The 14,962-nt window shown below is 71.7% G+C and carries 16 protein-coding genes; 11 read left to right on the plus strand and 5 right to left on the minus strand.

The window, feature by feature from the left end:
- Nucleotides 1-2: 2 nt before the first annotated feature.
- Nucleotides 3-758 (plus strand): 2-phosphosulfolactate phosphatase, encoded by a 756-nt coding sequence (locus V5O40_RS04380; RefSeq protein WP_332904331.1) that lies wholly within the window; start codon nt 3-5, stop codon nt 756-758.
- 156 nt (nt 759-914) lie between these two features.
- Here V5O40_RS04380 and V5O40_RS04385 read toward each other — a convergent pair whose 3' ends face one another.
- Nucleotides 915-3,161: a carboxypeptidase regulatory-like domain-containing protein gene (locus tag V5O40_RS04385; RefSeq protein ID WP_408631825.1), complete on the minus strand. Its 2,247-nt coding sequence runs from the start codon at nt 3,159-3,161 to the stop codon at nt 915-917.
- 99 nt (nt 3,162-3,260) lie between these two features.
- Here V5O40_RS04385 and V5O40_RS04390 point away from each other — a divergent pair, with 99 nt between their 5' ends.
- From V5O40_RS04390 to amcA, 5 genes are all read left to right on the plus strand, one after another.
- A complete protein-coding gene (locus V5O40_RS04390; protein WP_332904255.1) occupies nt 3,261-3,623 on the plus strand; it encodes a sterol carrier family protein in 363 nt (120 codons plus the stop codon).
- Between the two features lie 163 nt (nt 3,624-3,786).
- On the plus strand, nt 3,787-5,346 hold the full coding sequence (gene purF / locus V5O40_RS04395) for an amidophosphoribosyltransferase (RefSeq protein WP_269740397.1): 1,560 nt from the start codon (nt 3,787-3,789) through the stop codon (nt 5,344-5,346).
- Nucleotides 5,347-5,410: 64 nt separating this feature from the next.
- Complete coding sequence (purM, locus tag V5O40_RS04400; protein WP_332904256.1) at nt 5,411-6,565, plus strand: phosphoribosylformylglycinamidine cyclo-ligase; 1,155 nt, start codon at nt 5,411-5,413, stop codon at nt 6,563-6,565.
- A 176-nt stretch (nt 6,566-6,741) separates the two neighbouring features.
- The gene (amcB, locus tag V5O40_RS04405; RefSeq protein ID WP_332904332.1) at nt 6,742-7,845 is read left to right on the plus strand and encodes a cyclophane-forming radical SAM peptide maturase AmcB; all 1,104 of its coding nucleotides are present in this window, start codon (nt 6,742-6,744) and stop codon (nt 7,843-7,845) included.
- Nucleotides 7,814-8,050, plus strand: a complete 237-nt coding sequence (amcA, locus tag V5O40_RS04410; RefSeq protein ID WP_332904257.1) for a multiple cyclophane-containing RiPP AmcA — start codon at nt 7,814-7,816, stop codon at nt 8,048-8,050. The genes amcB and amcA overlap by 32 nt, the downstream gene beginning before the upstream one ends.
- 145 nt (nt 8,051-8,195) lie before the next feature.
- On the opposite strand, the gene V5O40_RS04415 is transcribed toward amcA, so the two are convergent.
- Nucleotides 8,196-8,408, minus strand: coding sequence for a DUF3073 domain-containing protein (locus V5O40_RS04415; protein ID WP_093403828.1), 213 nt, complete (start codon nt 8,406-8,408; stop codon nt 8,196-8,198).
- A 294-nt stretch (nt 8,409-8,702) separates the two neighbouring features.
- Nucleotides 8,703-9,785 carry a Glu/Leu/Phe/Val family dehydrogenase gene (locus V5O40_RS04420; RefSeq protein WP_332904258.1) on the minus strand — a complete coding sequence of 361 codons (1,083 nt, stop codon included), beginning with the start codon at nt 9,783-9,785 and terminating at the stop codon, nt 8,703-8,705.
- Between the two features lie 266 nt (nt 9,786-10,051).
- Here V5O40_RS04420 and V5O40_RS04425 point away from each other — a divergent pair, with 266 nt between their 5' ends.
- Nucleotides 10,052-10,891 (plus strand): hypothetical protein, encoded by an 840-nt coding sequence (locus tag V5O40_RS04425; RefSeq protein WP_269740393.1) that lies wholly within the window; start codon nt 10,052-10,054, stop codon nt 10,889-10,891.
- Between the two features lie 252 nt (nt 10,892-11,143).
- Nucleotides 11,144-11,353 carry a BldC family transcriptional regulator gene (locus V5O40_RS04430; RefSeq protein WP_007073996.1) on the plus strand — a complete coding sequence of 70 codons (210 nt, stop codon included), beginning with the start codon at nt 11,144-11,146 and terminating at the stop codon, nt 11,351-11,353.
- 103 nt (nt 11,354-11,456) lie between these two features.
- On the opposite strand, the gene V5O40_RS04435 is transcribed toward V5O40_RS04430, so the two are convergent.
- On the minus strand, nt 11,457-11,837 hold the full coding sequence (locus tag V5O40_RS04435) for a PPOX class F420-dependent oxidoreductase (RefSeq protein WP_269740392.1): 381 nt from the start codon (nt 11,835-11,837) through the stop codon (nt 11,457-11,459).
- 54 nt (nt 11,838-11,891) lie between these two features.
- Between V5O40_RS04435 and V5O40_RS04440 the strand changes: the two genes are divergently transcribed.
- On the plus strand, nt 11,892-12,671 hold the full coding sequence (locus V5O40_RS04440) for a class I SAM-dependent methyltransferase (protein WP_332904259.1): 780 nt from the start codon (nt 11,892-11,894) through the stop codon (nt 12,669-12,671).
- Nucleotides 12,672-12,752: 81 nt separating this feature from the next.
- Here the strand turns inward: V5O40_RS04440 and V5O40_RS04445 are convergent, their stop codons facing one another.
- Nucleotides 12,753-13,049 (minus strand): hypothetical protein, encoded by a 297-nt coding sequence (locus tag V5O40_RS04445; RefSeq protein ID WP_332904260.1) that lies wholly within the window; start codon nt 13,047-13,049, stop codon nt 12,753-12,755.
- Nucleotides 13,050-13,243: 194 nt separating this feature from the next.
- Between V5O40_RS04445 and V5O40_RS04450 the strand changes: the two genes are divergently transcribed.
- Nucleotides 13,244-14,170 carry a 3-hydroxyacyl-CoA dehydrogenase family protein gene (locus V5O40_RS04450; protein WP_332904261.1) on the plus strand — a complete coding sequence of 309 codons (927 nt, stop codon included), beginning with the start codon at nt 13,244-13,246 and terminating at the stop codon, nt 14,168-14,170.
- On the plus strand, nt 14,167-14,910 hold the full coding sequence (locus tag V5O40_RS04455; RefSeq protein WP_332904262.1) for an enoyl-CoA hydratase/isomerase family protein: 744 nt from the start codon (nt 14,167-14,169) through the stop codon (nt 14,908-14,910). Before V5O40_RS04450 ends, V5O40_RS04455 begins: the two co-directional genes overlap by 4 nt.
- The last annotated feature ends 52 nt before the right edge of the window (nt 14,911-14,962 follow it).

Genomic DNA, 14,962 nt, shown 5'->3' on the forward strand with positions numbered 1-14,962 from the left:
CGCTGGCCGCGGCCGTGTCCGCCCAACCCGGATCGGGGGTCCGGTTCGACTGGGGCCTGGCGGGTGCGGCCGAACTCGGCCGGGTCTGCGCCGCACTGGTGGTGGTGGACGTGTTGTCGTTCACCACCACCGTCGAGGTGGCGGTGGGTCGGGGGATGCGCGTGCACCCGTTCCCCTGGGGCGAGCAGGCCGCCGCTTACGCGCGCCGGGTCGGTGCGGTCGCCGCGACCGGCCGTCGGCAGGTCACCCGTGACCATCCGTGGTCGCTGTCCCCGGCCGCGCTGAGTCGGGCCCCGGTGGTGACCGACCTGGTGCTGCCGTCGCCGAACGGATCGGCGATCAGCGCTGCCGCCAGCGCCACCGGACTACCGGTGGTCGCGGCCAACCTGCGCAACGCCCGCGCCGTCGGGCGGTGGCTGACCAGCCGGGGGTACGGCTCGACTGCCGCCCCGGTCGGCGTGGTGGCCGCCGGTGAACGGTGGCCGGACGGATCGTTGCGCCCGTCGGTGGAGGATCAGCTGGGCGCGGCCAGCGTGCTGGACGCCCTTTCCGGGGCGCCCGGTGGGCTCTCGGTGGAGGCGGCCACGGCACTGGCCGCGTTGGCCAGCATCCCCGACATACCGGCGGCGGTCCGCGGCTGTGTCTCCGGCCGGGAGCTGATCGAGGGCGGCTTCGCCGAGGATGTCGAGATCGCGGTGCGCCTCGGCGCCTCCGACGTCATCCCACTGCTGCGTCAGGGCGTCTTCTCCGCTGCCTGACCGCCCGCGGTGCCTGGCGTCGGCCGGACCGTGAGTCCGCACCCGCCGCGCGTGGGCGACGATGAGTAGCGCGGACCTCATGTCACTCAGACATGAAGCTTTCTGAGTGACATGAGGTCGTTCGGTCCAGTGTGGTCCGGCGGGCCGGCACGTCAGCTAGTCGTCGAGCCAGTCCAGGCGGCGGCCACCACGGTCCTGGGGTGCGCCGTCCGGTCGGCTGCGGCCGGCCTGTGCCGGGTCACCGTAGCCGCCCTGGCCGTAGCCACCCTGGTCATAGCCTTCGTCGTAGCCACCGCGTTGGCGTGGGGGCTCCTGGCCGTACCCGCCGCTGCCCTGGCCGCCGCCGTAACCACCCTGGTCGTACCCACCACGTGACGGCGCGTCCTGGCCGTATGCGCCGCCGTAGCCACCCTGGTCGTAGGCGTTGTCGTAGCTGGTGTTGTCATAGCCACCGCGTTGGTGCCCGGCGTCCTGGCCGTAGCCTCCGGCCGGCTGGTCGTATCCACCATTCGGCGACGCGCCGTAGCCGCCACCCGACTGACCCGGAGCGTAGCCCCGGTTCGGGTCGGCCTGGCCGTAGCCGCCACCCGGCTCACCCTCGCCGTAGCCGCGAGTCGCGTCGCTCTGGCCGTATCCGCCCGGCTCGCCGTGACGGTAACCCCGCGTCGGGTCGCTCTGACCGTACCCGCCGGTGGGCTCGTTGCGGCCGTAGTCGCCGCCGGCCTCGCTCCGCCCGTAACCGCCCGGCTCGGACTGGCCGTAACCCGGGCCGCCGGCGTCCGGCTGGTACATCCCGGTGGCGTACGGGTCGGCGGGGGCCGGGTAGGCCGTCTCCTCGCCCTGGTAGCGGCCGGTCGGCTCGTCGTACCGCTCGCCGTAGCCGCCGCCCGCCGGGGGATAGTCCGGGCCGGAGTTGCCGGCATCGTAGTCGCGGCTGCCGTAGCCACCGCCCGACGCCGGCCCGTTGCCGTAGCCGCTGCCGGAGGACGGGGCGTTGCCGTAGCCGCCGCCGGAGGACGGGGCGTTGCCGTAGCCGCTGCCGGACGAGGGGGCGTTGCCGTAGCCCGCAGCGCCGTAACCGCCCGGCTCGTCGCCGTAGCCGCCGCCACCACCGGACCAGCCACCCGGTCCGCTCGCGGCGCCGTAGGGCTGCGGCGGTGCGCCGTAGGGGTCCGGCGGAACGTCGTCGACCACCGGCTGGTGCATCATCGTCGGCGCGTTGGCCAACCCGGGACCGCCGACCATCGTCGGGTCCGGTGCGGCACCCACCCGGTTCACCACCCGGGTCTGGTCGTCCGCGCCGGCGAACGAGCCACGGGCGGCCGGCACCGCGCCGGCCGGAGCACCGGCGGGCACGTCACCGTCCGGCTCGCCGTCCTCGTTCTCCTTGCGCTTCATCCACAGCAGCACGATCGTGCCGACACCGACGGCCACGAAGAGACCACCCAGCAGGATGAGCAGCCAGTTGCCGAAACCACCGGAGTCCTCGTTGGAGGCCGGGGCCTGGGCGGCGGCGCTCTCGGCGGCCGTCTCCTCGTCCGCGCCGAGTTCGTCCTCGAACGGGTCCTCGGTCGGCACCGCCGACTCACTGGCCGACGGGCTGGCGCTCGGGCTCTCCGAGGCCGCCGCGATCGGGAGGGTGATGCGCCGACCGGTGATGCTCTGCCCGGCGTTGGCGGTGAAGCTCACCACGGCGTTCTTGTTGTCGGCGCTCGCGCCGATGTCGATCCGTCCGGGCGCGATCGGGTTGTCGCTGCTGCCGGTGAACCGGAAGTTGCCGTCGCCGTTGGTGGTGGTGTCCCGCTGCTTCCCGGCGCTGTCCTTGAGCAGGACGTACGCGTTCGGCACCGCCTCGCCGCCCTGGTTGACGACCTTGCCGGAGATCGACCGCACCGTCTGCGGCGCCTGCGTCGTCGGCGGCGGCGGTGGCGCCTGCTCACCACGAACTGTCAGCTGCAGGTTGGCGGTGGCGGGTTCGGATTCGTCAGGCTGTACCTGGACGGTGACGCCGCTGGAACCGTTCCGGGCGTTGTCGTTGGCCCGCAGTGTCAGTAGTTGGGTCCTGGGCGCTGGCCCGTTGAACTGGATGCTTCCGCAGCCCCTGGCGCAGCTCACTCCGGATGGGAGACCGGTCAGACTGATCTCGGCGCTGGTGTCGTCATCGCCTGGGGTGACCTGCACGGTCACCGTGGCGTCGCTCCCCGCATTGACGGTCACCGAGCCGGGCACGACGTTGACGGAGGCGGCGAAGGCGGGTGTGGCTGGGACGGCGAGCAGGGCACCGATCATCAGCGCCACGACCACACCGGCCCGCTTGTGCCAGGCTCGTCGGTGTGTTGACACGTCCACCGCCTTCCGGACTGACCTCCCCTGTCCGGCGGGTGCCGGGCGGGGGAACATCACGGTACGAATACGCCGTCGGCAACTATGCCTTGTCCGGCCGGATCGGCGCGACCCAGGGCCAGCGTGACGGCCGGCGCGGTCACGCCGTATCGTCCCGTCGTGTCCTCTCCGTACAATAAGTCCGCCTCGGTCGCGGCGGCACTGTCGGCGCTCGATGAGGGGCGTGCACCCGAACGGTCGGTGCTCCGTGAGGCGGTCAGGGCCCTGTTGACCCTCCTCGCGGACCGCGCCCCCGGCCGATCGGTGGAGGTGCGAGTCCCACCTTACGGTGCAGTTCAGTGCGTTCCGGGGCCGCGACACACCCGCGGTACTCCCCCGAACACGGTGGAGATGGATCCGGAAACCTGGCTCGGTCTGGCCGCGGGACGACTCGACTGGGCGCGGGCGGTCACGGAGGGTCGCGTAAAGGCGAGTGGCGCTCGCGCGGACCTGTCCGCCTATCTCCCCCTCGAACTGCGGTGACGGCCGAGACCGGATGACACAGAGCGCCGATAATGTGACTGTATGTGGCGACATGGATTCGCGTACACTGTCAGGCGACGACAGTGTGGTCCCCGGCCGAGAGGTGCGGAGCAACCCCCGTGGTTCCGCCAGGCCAGTCCAGACCAGCAAGAGGGAGCGGCAGGTGCCCCGAGGCGACGGCCGGCTGAGCCACGACCTTGATCCCCAGCGACCCGGCCCCCAGGACGCGTGCGGTGTCTTCGGCGTCTGGGCCCCGGGAGAAGAGGTCGCCAACCTGACCTACTTCGGGCTGTACGCGTTGCAGCACCGGGGGCAGGAGGCGGCCGGCATAGCGGTCAGCGACGGCTCCGGCGTGGTGGTCTACAAGGATCTCGGCCTGGTGGCCCAGGTCTTCGACGAGCCCACGCTGGCCAGCCTGCGCGGGCACGTCGCGATCGGGCACGCCCGTTACTCCACCACCGGCGCGTCGACCTGGGAGAACGCCCAACCGACCATCCGGGCGACCAGTTCGGGCACCACCATTGCGCTGGCGCACAACGGAAACCTGGTCAACACGGCCGAGCTGCAGCGTGAGGTGGCCGAGCGCGGCCTGGGCACCGACGGTTCGACGAACGACACCTCGTTGGTCACCATGCTGCTGGCCAGCCGGCCGGATCTCTCCGTCGAGGCGGCCGCGCTGGAGGTGTTGCCGCGACTGCGCGGCGCGTTCAGCTTCGTCTTCATGGACGAGTCGACCCTCTACGCCGCGCGCGACCCGCACGGCGTGCGTCCGCTGGTGCTGGGCCGACTCGAGCGCGGCTGGGTGGTGGCCAGCGAGACCGCCGCGCTGGACATCGTCGGTGCCAGCGTGGTCCGCGAGGTCGAGCCGGGCGAGCTGATCGCGATCGACGCGGAGGGGCTGCGGTCCACCAGGTTCGCCGCCCCCGAGCCCAAGGGCTGCCTCTTCGAGTACGTCTACATCGCCCGCCCGGACGCCACCATCGCCGGCCGCAACGTGCACGCCGCCCGGGTGCAGATCGGGCGGCAACTGGCCAAGGAACACCCGGTCGACGCCGACCTGGTGATCCCGGTGCCCGAGTCGGGCACGCCGGCGGCGATCGGTTACGCCGAGGGATCCGGCATCACCTACGGCGCCGGTCTGGTGAAGAACCCCTACGTCGGCCGTACCTTCATCCAGCCGTCGCAGACGCTGCGCCAGCTCGGCATCCGGCTCAAGCTCAACCCCCTGCGCGAGAACGTACGGGGCAAGCGTCTGGTCGTGGTCGACGACTCCATCGTCCGCGGCAACACCCAGCGCGCGATCGTGCGGATGCTGCGCGAGGCCGGCGCGGTGGAGGTGCACGTACGCATCTCCTCGCCGCCGGTCTCCTGGCCGTGCTTCTACGGCATCGACTTCGCCACCCGCGCCGAACTGCTCGCCAACGGCCTCGACAACGACGGCATCCGGCGCTCGATCGGCGCGGACACGCTGGGGTACGTCTCGTTGTCCGGCCTGATCGCCGCGACCGAGCAGCCGAAGACCCGACTCTGCCGCGCCTGCTTCGACGGGGAGTACCCGATCGAGCTGCCGGTCGGCAACCTGATCGGCAAGCACGTGCTCGAAGGGATCGGCCGCCGGGTCGCCAACCACTCGGCCGACGAGATCGGATCCGCCGAGCAACTCGTCCCGCAACTCGACAGCTTCGGCGACCTCAAACCGTCGGCGACCACAAACCGCCCGTAGCACCACCCGGCTGCGGCGCCGGTCACCGTCGACGCGACAGCCGAGAACCACTAAGGGGAGAACCGTGACGCACGTGTCCGAGCGCAGCGGCGCAGGAAGCAGCCCGAGCGGCGCTGGCGGGGACCGTCAGCCCTGGACGGCCGGCTCCGGCCGGCCGGCGCGCAAACGCGCGGTCTCGTACGCGGACGCCGGCGTGTCCATCGAGGCGGGTGACCGTGCTGTGGAGCTGCTCAAGTCGAAGGTGAAGCAGACCCGCCGGCCGGAGGTGATGGGTGACCTCGGCGGTTTCGCCGGCCTGTTCCGGCTGGACACCACGAAGTACAAGCACCCGATCCTGGCCTCCTCCACCGACGGCGTCGGCACCAAACTGGTGATCGCCCAGCAGATGGACATCCACGACACGGTCGGCATCGACCTCGTCGCGATGGTCGTCGACGACCTGGTCGCCTGCGGTGCGGAGCCGCTGTTCCTGCTCGACTACATCGCCACCGGCGAGGTCGTGCCGGACAAGGTCGCCGAGATCGGCGCCGGCATCGCCGACGGCTGCCGGTACGCGGGCTGCGCGCTGCTGGGTGGCGAGACCGCTGAGCACCCGGGTGTGCTGCGCCCCGACGAGTACGACATCTCCGCCACCGGTGTCGGTGTGGTGGAGGAGAGCGAGATCCTCAGCTCCGAGCGGGTCGAGGTGGGCGACGTGGTGATCGCCATGCGATCGTCGGGCCTGCACTCGAACGGTTACTCCCTGGTCCGGCACGTGCTGCTCGGCGCCGGCCGGATGCGACTGGACGTGGTGATCGACGACTTCGGTCGCCAGCGCACCCTCGGCGAGGAGCTGCTCACCCCGACCAAGATCTACGCGCAGGACTGCCTCAAGCTGATCGCCGAGGCCGAGGTGCGGGCGCTGGCCCACGTCACCGGCGGTGGCATCCCCGGCAACCTGGTGCGGATCCTGCCGGAACACGTGGACGCCGTGGTCAACCGGGCGACGTGGAAGCCGCAGCCGGTCTTCGACCTGGTCCAGTCCAAGGGCCGGATCGAGGACCCGGAGATGGAGGCGACCTTCAACATGGGCGTCGGCATGTTCGCCATCGTGTCGGCGGAGGACGCCGACCGGGCGCTGGCCACGCTCACCGGGCGCGGCGTCGACGCCTGGCAGGCCGGCGAGATCATCGAGGGCACCGGTGAGGTGCGGATGGTCGGGCAGCACACCCGAGGATGATGACTTTGCGCTGATCGTCCGACCACCTGATCAGGGCTTCACCCGAGTGGCCGTCGCCGCCTAGCCTGAAGGGCACCCTCGAGAGCTGCGGGGCGCGCCCAGGCCGGGTCGCGCCCGGCAGCCCAAGACCGCTACGGAGGAGGGCGATGGCTGCGCGGGGACGGTCATTGGGCGGGATGCGGGGCCTGGCCACCGTCCCGTCGTACGTCGTGATGCAGCCCACCACCCTCTGCAATCTCGACTGCGCGTACTGCTACCTGCCGTTCCGGGCGGCGGACCGGCAGATGCCGGTGGCGGTGGCCGAGGCGGTGGCCGCCTCGGTGAACCGCTGGGCGGCCACCGACCGGTTCTCGGTGGTGTGGCACGGCGGGGAGCCACTGGCCGCCGGCCGGGAGCGACTGGCGGCGCTGATGGCGCCCTTCGGGCCCGAGGTGGAGCACCACGTCCAGACCAACGCCACCCTGATCGACGACGCCTGGTGCGAGTTCTTCACCCGGCACCGGATGCGGGTGAGCGTGAGCGTGGACGGGCCACGGGAACGCAACGGTGAACGGGTCAGCCGGGCGGGCCGGCCGGCGTACGACCGGATCGTTCGCGGGGTGGCCGCGTTGCGTCGGCACGGGCTGCCGTTCTCGGCTCTCGCGGTGGTCAACGACCCGTCCCCCGGCCGGGCCACCGAGCTGTACGACTACTTCCTCGACCTCGGTTGTGAGGTGCTCGGTGTCAACATCGAGGAGACCGAGGGCGTCAACACCCGGGACAACGCCCACGCCGCCCCGGTCGTGACCGGGTTCTGGGCCGAGCTGGTCTCGGCCTGGCGGCGGGATCCCCGGATCCACCTGCGGGAGGTGGAGTGGTCGTTGCGGTACGCCGCGGCGGTGCTGGACGGTGCGACGGACGACCTGCTGCCCGACCGGCTCGACCCGATACCGACGGTGGCGTACGACGGCTCGGTCGTGGTGCTCTCGCCCGAACTGGCCGGCTTCACCGATCCGCGCTACGGCGACTTCTCCAGCGGAAGCGTGCTCACCACCCCGTTGCACACCATCCTGGCCGCCGCGGAGCGCACAGCCTGGGTCGGTGAGTTCATCGACGGCGTGGAGGCGTGCCGCTCCGCCTGCCCGTACTTCGGTTTCTGCGGCGGAGGCCACGCGGCCAACCGCTACTTCGAGCTGGGGCGTTTTGACGGTACGGAGACCGAGCACTGCCGCAACAGCAAGATCCGCCTACTGGAGGGAGTGTTGGAGCATGCCCGAGACCACCAGTCACCGGCAGCCTGAGACCGCGACGGGAGACGAACCCGACCGGGTCGCCGACCGGGTGCGGGCGGTCGCTGCCGGACTCAACACCCTGCTCCACGAGGCCGAGGTCGCGCGTCGACTACGGGCGGAGGTGGCAGGTGGCGACGGAGCCAGTGCGGTCTGCGCCTGGAACCACTTCGAGAACATCCCGACGTTCTACAACTGGAACAACCGTCCCCGCTGACCCGTCGGTGCCGAGGGCCCGTCACGCGCCGGAGCATGGTCCGGCCGTGGTGGGCCCTCGGCTCGTCAGGTGCTGCACGCCGCCGCGTAGCGGGCACATGCGTGAGCACGCGGGGAGTCACCGCGTGCTCAGATGTGACCGGGGGTCAGCGGGTCGGACGGACCCAGTTGTCCGGGTCGTCGTCGGAGTGGTCCTCGTCATCGTCGACGTACTCTTTGTAGTCGTCGTCGAAGTTGCGGTCCGACTTGCCGCTGCCGCCGAGTTCTCGCTGCAAGGCGGCGAGGTCGGTGTTCGGGGAGTGGTACTTCAGCTCCCGGGCCACCTTTGTCTGCTTGGCCTTAGCACGGCCGCGCCCCATGGCTCGACCCCCTCGCACAGAATGCGGGGCAGCCCGAAGGCGGGCCCCGATGACGTCAGGCATCTCTCGTGGCTCTTACGGTACATGGGGATGCCACCGTTCGGCACCTCGGGTTACCTACGACCGCGACCGCGCGTTGCGGTCATCAGGACGTCACCCAGTGTACCCGGTAAGGAGCGATGCCGGGAACGGTCGTGACATGAGGCAAATCTCCACGAACACGTCGTATGTTCAGATTAGCCCGACCCGGGTGTCGGGGGCGGGACCACCGTGCCCCGCCCCGACGGCGTGTCGTCAGCGCAGGTGAATCGCGCGCAGCCGGCCGATCTCGGCCATCCGCCGCTCGGCCAGCCGGTCCGCCGCCACGGCCGGCGGCACACCGTCGGTGTCGGCCAGGCGGAGGATCTCCCGCGTGGTGTCGTAGATCCGGGTGGCGCGCAACTTGGCCCGCTCGAAGTCGAAGCCCTCGATCTCGTCCGCGACCTGGATCACACCGCCGGCGTTCACCACGTAGTCGGGCGCGTAGAGGATGCCCCGGTCGGCGAGCAGCTTCTCCACGCCGGAGTGGGCGAGCTGGTTGTTGGCCGCCCCGGCGACCACCTTGGCCCGCAGCGCCACCACCGTGTCGTCGTCCAGCGCGCCGCCGAGGGCACACGGGGCGTACACGTCGATGTCGGCGGCGACCAGGGCGGAAGCGTCGTCGACGAGGTGGACCTCGGGGTGGGTGGTACGCGCCCACTCCAGGGCTCGCGGGTTCACGTCGGTGGCGACCACCTCGGCCCCGTCCTCCGACAGGTGACCGACGAGATACTTGCCGACCTTGCCCAGCCCGGCGACGCCGACCCGCCGACCGCGCAGCGTCGGCACGCCCCAGACGTGCTCGGCCGCCGCCCGCATGCCCTGGAAGACACCCCAGGCGGTGAGGATCGAGGAGTCGCCCGCCCCGCCGTGCTCGACGCTGCGGCCGGTCACGTACCGGGTCTCCCGGGCGATCACGTCCATGTCCGGCACGTAGGTGCCGACGTCGCAGGCGGTGTAGTAACGACCACCGAGGGACTCCACGAAGCGGCCGTAGGCGCGCAGCAGCGCCTCGCTCTTGATCTGCTCGGGGTCGCCCCAGATGACCGCCTTGCCGCCGCCCAGGTCCAGGCCGGCGAGGGCGTTCTTGTACGCCATGCCGCGCGAGAGGTCGAGCACGTCGGCGAGCGCGGCCTCTTCGCTGTCGTACGGGTAGAACCGGGTGCCGCCGAGCGCGGGACCCAGCGCGGTGGAGTAGATGCCGATGATCGCCTTCAGGCCGGTCTGCTTGTCCTGGCAGAACACGACCTGTTCGTGACCCGTGGACTCCGGGTCGTCCGTGCTGGCGAATACGCCCATGACTGGCTCCTGTGTCGGCGGGCGCCCTTGTGAGGCGCGGACCTGGTCAGCCGGCGGGGATGCTGCCGGTGCTGCGAGCCTAGTCTCGGCGGGCGTCGCGCCGTACCCCAGTGCTCGCCGTCCCGCCCCTCGGGCGGTCCGTCCCGGCCCCGCCTCCGCCGCGGACGAGCGGCGCGCGAGCCTGGCCCGGGTTGCTCCTGCGCCGCGCCAGGTCGCCCGGTGACGCCGAGCAACGCTCGGCTTGCCGTTCGTGGGAGGATCGCGCCGTGCCGTCGCTCTTCGCTTCATACCTGCGCGTGTACGAGCCGCTGACCGCCTTCGACCGGGACCGCCAGTCCTACTGGCGGCGCTACGTCGAGCAGGGGCGGGCCGTGGCCCCGGTCGAGGGGCCCGGCCGGCAGCGGACCTCGGTCATCGAGGCGCTCGGTGCCGGGTGGACGCGGCTGCCGGACCTGCCGGACGAGGCGTACGTGCTGGAGACCGACGAGACGCTGCTGGTGTGCCCGTGGAATCTGCGGATCCGGGTGGCCGAGGCGGCGTTGAGCGCGCGGGACGGCGTGCCGCCGGTGCTGGCCGACGCCTTCGTGCCGCCGGTGCTGGCCGGGCAGGCCAAGGCGGTGGTGGAGGACTGGCGCAGCGGCGCCCGGGTGCTCGAGCACGGCGTTCCCCGGGTGCACGAACAGATCGCGACCTGGGGCGTACCGCTGCGCTGGTTCGTGCTCTTCGAGGCGCAGGAGCGCAACCACGTGACCGTCCCCGACCGGCGCTCGCTGCGCTTCCGGACGGAGATCTCCAAGGCCCGCCGTCGCTCGTCCCGGGCGCTCGCGGTGCTCCGCAAGTCGGTCGGCGACGCACCGATCACCGAGGCGGTCGAGGAGGCGGCCCGCTGGCTGGAGGAGTTCCATCCGCGCTCGGTGGTGGAACTCGACTACGGCGGGCTGGTCGAGCTGCTCTCGGACGAGACCCTGGCCGAGGACGACTCGCCGGAACTGGTCGCGGCCGGGTTGGCCGGGCTGTCCCGGGGCGAGGCGGAGGAGGCGTCGGCGGCGTACGACAAGCTGGTCGCGCGATGGCGCGCGGTGCAACTTCTGGAGCGCTGCAACTAGGGGCCTAATGTCCCAATTTCCCGGCGCAACGCGAGGCTGCTTCGTAGTTGACGCATCACGAACCGTGATCATGAGTCCGAATAAGTTACTTTGTGGCGTGTAAAAGTCGTATAAATCGGGCATGGTTCATCCGTCCGTCTAGGGACGTTCGGCCGTTCGGCCCATGTCGGACATCGGGGACTAGCCGGACCATGGGAGACGCGTCGGCCGGCGGGACCCCGGCCGATGTCTATACATGTGGAGGAGTGACCGATGGCATCGCGAACGCACGAACCAGAGCCGCTACTCACACCGGCCGAGGTGGCGTCGATGTTCCGTGTCGACCCGAAGACGGTGACCCGTTGGGCGAAGGCTGGCAAGCTGAGCGCCATCCGGACCCTCGGCGGTCACCGCCGATACCGCGAGTCTGAGGTCAGGGCACTGCTGCAGGGACAGATTCCGCAGCAGCGCCAGGGGGACTGACCACACGGTTGATAACAGAGCTTCACGAAGGGCGGCGGACCTTGGTCCGTCGCCCTTCGCCATGCCCGGGGCCGGCGTACCCGAGCACCGGGCCGCCGCGACGTCAATCGGTCAGCTCGACCCGGATGCCCACCGTGCCACCCTCGCCCCGGCGCAGCCGGCTGCCGAGCAGGGTCAGCCGGCCGATCACCCGGTACTTCTGCTTGATCAGGCCACGGATGCGGTTGGTCGCGCCCGGGTCGTACAGGCTCGCCCGGGCCGGCACCGCCTCGCCGTGCGGTCGGCCGCGCACGTCGCAGGGAGCCACGGTGACGTGCCCGCTGCGGCGGATCCGCTTCACCTTGCCGGCGTCGGCCGCCGACCACACCGCGAGGGCGTCGCCGTCGCGGACCGCCCAGACCGGGGTCGGCACCGCACGACCGTCCTTCCGGAACGTCGTCAGGAGGATGTACTTCTCGGCGGAGAGGCGGTCCAACGTGGTCACGCCGCCAGGATACGGGCGCTGCGGCCAACTGACCGGCCGGATAGCGTGAAGCGTGTGACGGGGGAACCACGAATCGGTGACGTCTTCGGGGAACTGCTGCGCGACGCGCTGGCGGTGGCGACCGGCATCGGTCCACGGCCGCTGGCCGGCGGACGCCTGCCCCGCCCGGTCATCGAGATCATCGAGCGGGACGACGGGCTGGTCAACGGCGCACCGGCCGCGCACTATCTCGACGGACCGGAGGACTGGCAGCCGCACGACCACCGCGCCGTCGACCGGGTGCGCGGCGCGACGCTGGACGTCGGTGTCGGCGCCGGCCGGATCGCCTTGCTGCTGCAGGAGCGGGGCGTACCGGTCACCGGGCTGGACACCTCGGCCGGCGCGTTGCGGGTGTGCCGCCGCCGGGGCGTACGCGATCTGGTGCACGCGAGCGTGGACGAGCACGCCGCGAACGGACGGCGGTACGACACCTTCCTGCTGCTCGGCAACAACCTGGGCCTGCTGGAGGGGCGGGAACGGGCTCCGGCGTTCCTCGCCGCGCTGGCGGCGGTGGCCCGACCCGGCGCGCAGGTGATCGCGCACGGCACCGACCCGTACGGCACCCGCGATCCGGTGCACACCACGTACCACGAGCACAACCGGCGGCGGGGCCGCCTCGGTGGGCAGTTGCGGCTGCGGCTGCGCTACCGCGAGCTGGGCACACCCTGGTTCGACTATCTGGTCTGTTCGCCGGAGGAACTCGCCGAGCTGGTGCACGGCTCGCCCTGGCAGCTGGTCGACGTGGACAACCAAGACGCGCCGTACTATCTCGCCACCCTGCGGCTGGCCCGCTGATCTCGGCGACGGCGCCGCACGAGAGCGTCAGGAAGGGCCCCTGCCGCACCGGAGGCGGTGTCAGGGGCCCTTCCTGACGTCTCAGACCGTGATGGTCGGCGGCAGCGGCTCCGGGGGGAGCCCGCCATCGCCGTCGACGATCTCGTCGGGCTGGCCGTCCTCGTCGATGTCGACCATCGTGACGTCCACCTTGCCGTCGCCGTCGGTGTCGAACTGGAACAGGTCGGCCTTCCCGTCACCGTCGGTGTCGACCACCCACACGTCGGTACGGCCGTCGTTGTTGGTGTCGGCACGCAGCAGCTCGACGCGCTCGTCGCCGCGCGTCTCGACGATTCCCTCGGCGCCCGTGCCGTCCACGGTCTCCGGTGCCTGGCTCATCTGCTCGTCCTTCCCTCGGTTGTCGGCGCTCTGTACCCGATCCCGTCCGCCCCCACGCATGGGACCGCAGCCGGCGCTGCATAGGGTCGCAGCATGACTGAGCGGAGCGTACGGCCTGATTCCCGGCGTGGCTGCGACCCCGCGCGCCACGGGCGTCGACCGGGGGCGGATTCTCACTGTGCGGTGGTGGCGCGATGACGGAACGGTTCGTGGTGGTGGGCGCCGGCACGATGGGACTCGGCATCGCGTACGTGGCGGCCGGCAGCGGTCATGCCGTGGAGCTGGTCGAGGTGGACCGGGAGCGGGGTGACGCCGCGGTGCGGCAGCTCGCCGAACTCTGGGCGCGGGCCGTGCGGCGCGGCAGGCTCGACGCCGAGCAGGCGGACGCCAACCAGGCGCGGATCACCCTGCGGGCCGGGCTCGCCGAGGTGGCACCGGCACCGGACGTGATCGTGGAGGCGGTGCCGGAACGGACCGACCTGAAGCGGGCCGTGCTCGCCGAGGCGGAGACGCTGCGGCCGGCGCTGCTGGGCAGCAACACCTCAAGCATCCCGATCGCCGATCTCGCGGCCGGGCTGACCCGGCCGGAGCGCTTCTGCGGGCTGCACTTCTTCAACCCGGTCTGGGCGATGGCGCTGCTGGAGGTCGTGGTCGGGCCGGCCACCGCGATGGAGACCACCGACGCGGCCGTCACGCTCGCCGGCCGGCTGGGCAAGGATCCCGTCGTGGTACGCGACATGCCGGGCTTCGCCACGTCACGGCTCGGCGTGACCCTCGGGCTGGAGGCGATCCGGATGGTCGCCGACGGGGTCGCCAGCCCCGCCGACATCGACAAGGCGATGGTGCTCGGCTACCGGCACCCGATCGGGCCGCTGGAACTGACCGACCTGGTCGGTCTGGACGTGCGCCTGGACATCGCGCGGACGTTGCAGGCGGCCTATGGCGACCGGTTCGCGCCGCCGCCGCTGCTTGTGGAACTGGTCGCCGCCGGTCGGCTGGGCAAGAAGTCCGGGCACGGCTTCTACCGGTGGACCGACGGGATGCGCTCGGACGGCAGCGAGCCGGTGGCGACCACCGGCGGTGTCCCGGGCGGTGCCGGAGCACCGGAGGCGGCACGATGAGCGGACTGCGGGTCGAGGAACAACCGGACCGGCTGGTGGTCACGCTGGACCGGCCGGAGAAGCGCAACGCCATCGACACCGACCTGATCGCGGCGCTGCACGAGGTCTGCGCCGAGTTGGAGGCACACCCCCGGATGCTGCTGCTGACCGGCGGCACCGACGGGATCTTCGCCGGCGGGGCGGACATCGCCCAGTTGCGGGAGCGCGGCCGGCTGGACGCACTGGCCGCGATCAACTCGGCGGCCTTCGCCCGGATCCGGGCGTTGCCGATGCCGACCGTGGCGGCGATCGACGGCCCGGCGCTGGGCGGCGGCGCCGAACTGGCGTACGCCTGTGATCTTCGGGTCTGCTCGGCGCGGGCGGTGTTCGGCCAGCCGGAGGTGCGGCTCGGCATCCTGGCCGGTGCCGGCGCCACGCACCGGCTGCCGGCGCTCGTGGGTGAGGCGCTGGCCAAGGAACTGCTGTTCACCGGCCGGCGGGTGGACGCGGCGGAGGCGCTGCGGATCGGCCTGGTGAACCGGGTGGTGGCCACGCCCGACGAGTTGCTGCCGACGGCCCACGGCCTGATCGACGAGATGGCCAAGGGCTCGGCGTTGGCGCTGCGCCTGACCAAGCTCGCCGTGGACGCCCCGACCGCCGCGCATCCGCAGCTGGATCTGGTCAGCCAGGCGGTGCTCTTCGCCGACGAGGAGAAGCACCGCCGGATGACGGAGTTCCTGGACCGGCGACGCGGGCGCTGAGCCGCCCGGAAACGGCGACGGCCGCACCGTGTCGCGGTGCGGCCGTCGATGC

The organism is Micromonospora palythoicola, assembly GCF_036689795.1.
GTDB classification, from domain to species: domain Bacteria; phylum Actinomycetota; class Actinomycetes; order Mycobacteriales; family Micromonosporaceae; genus Micromonospora; species Micromonospora palythoicola.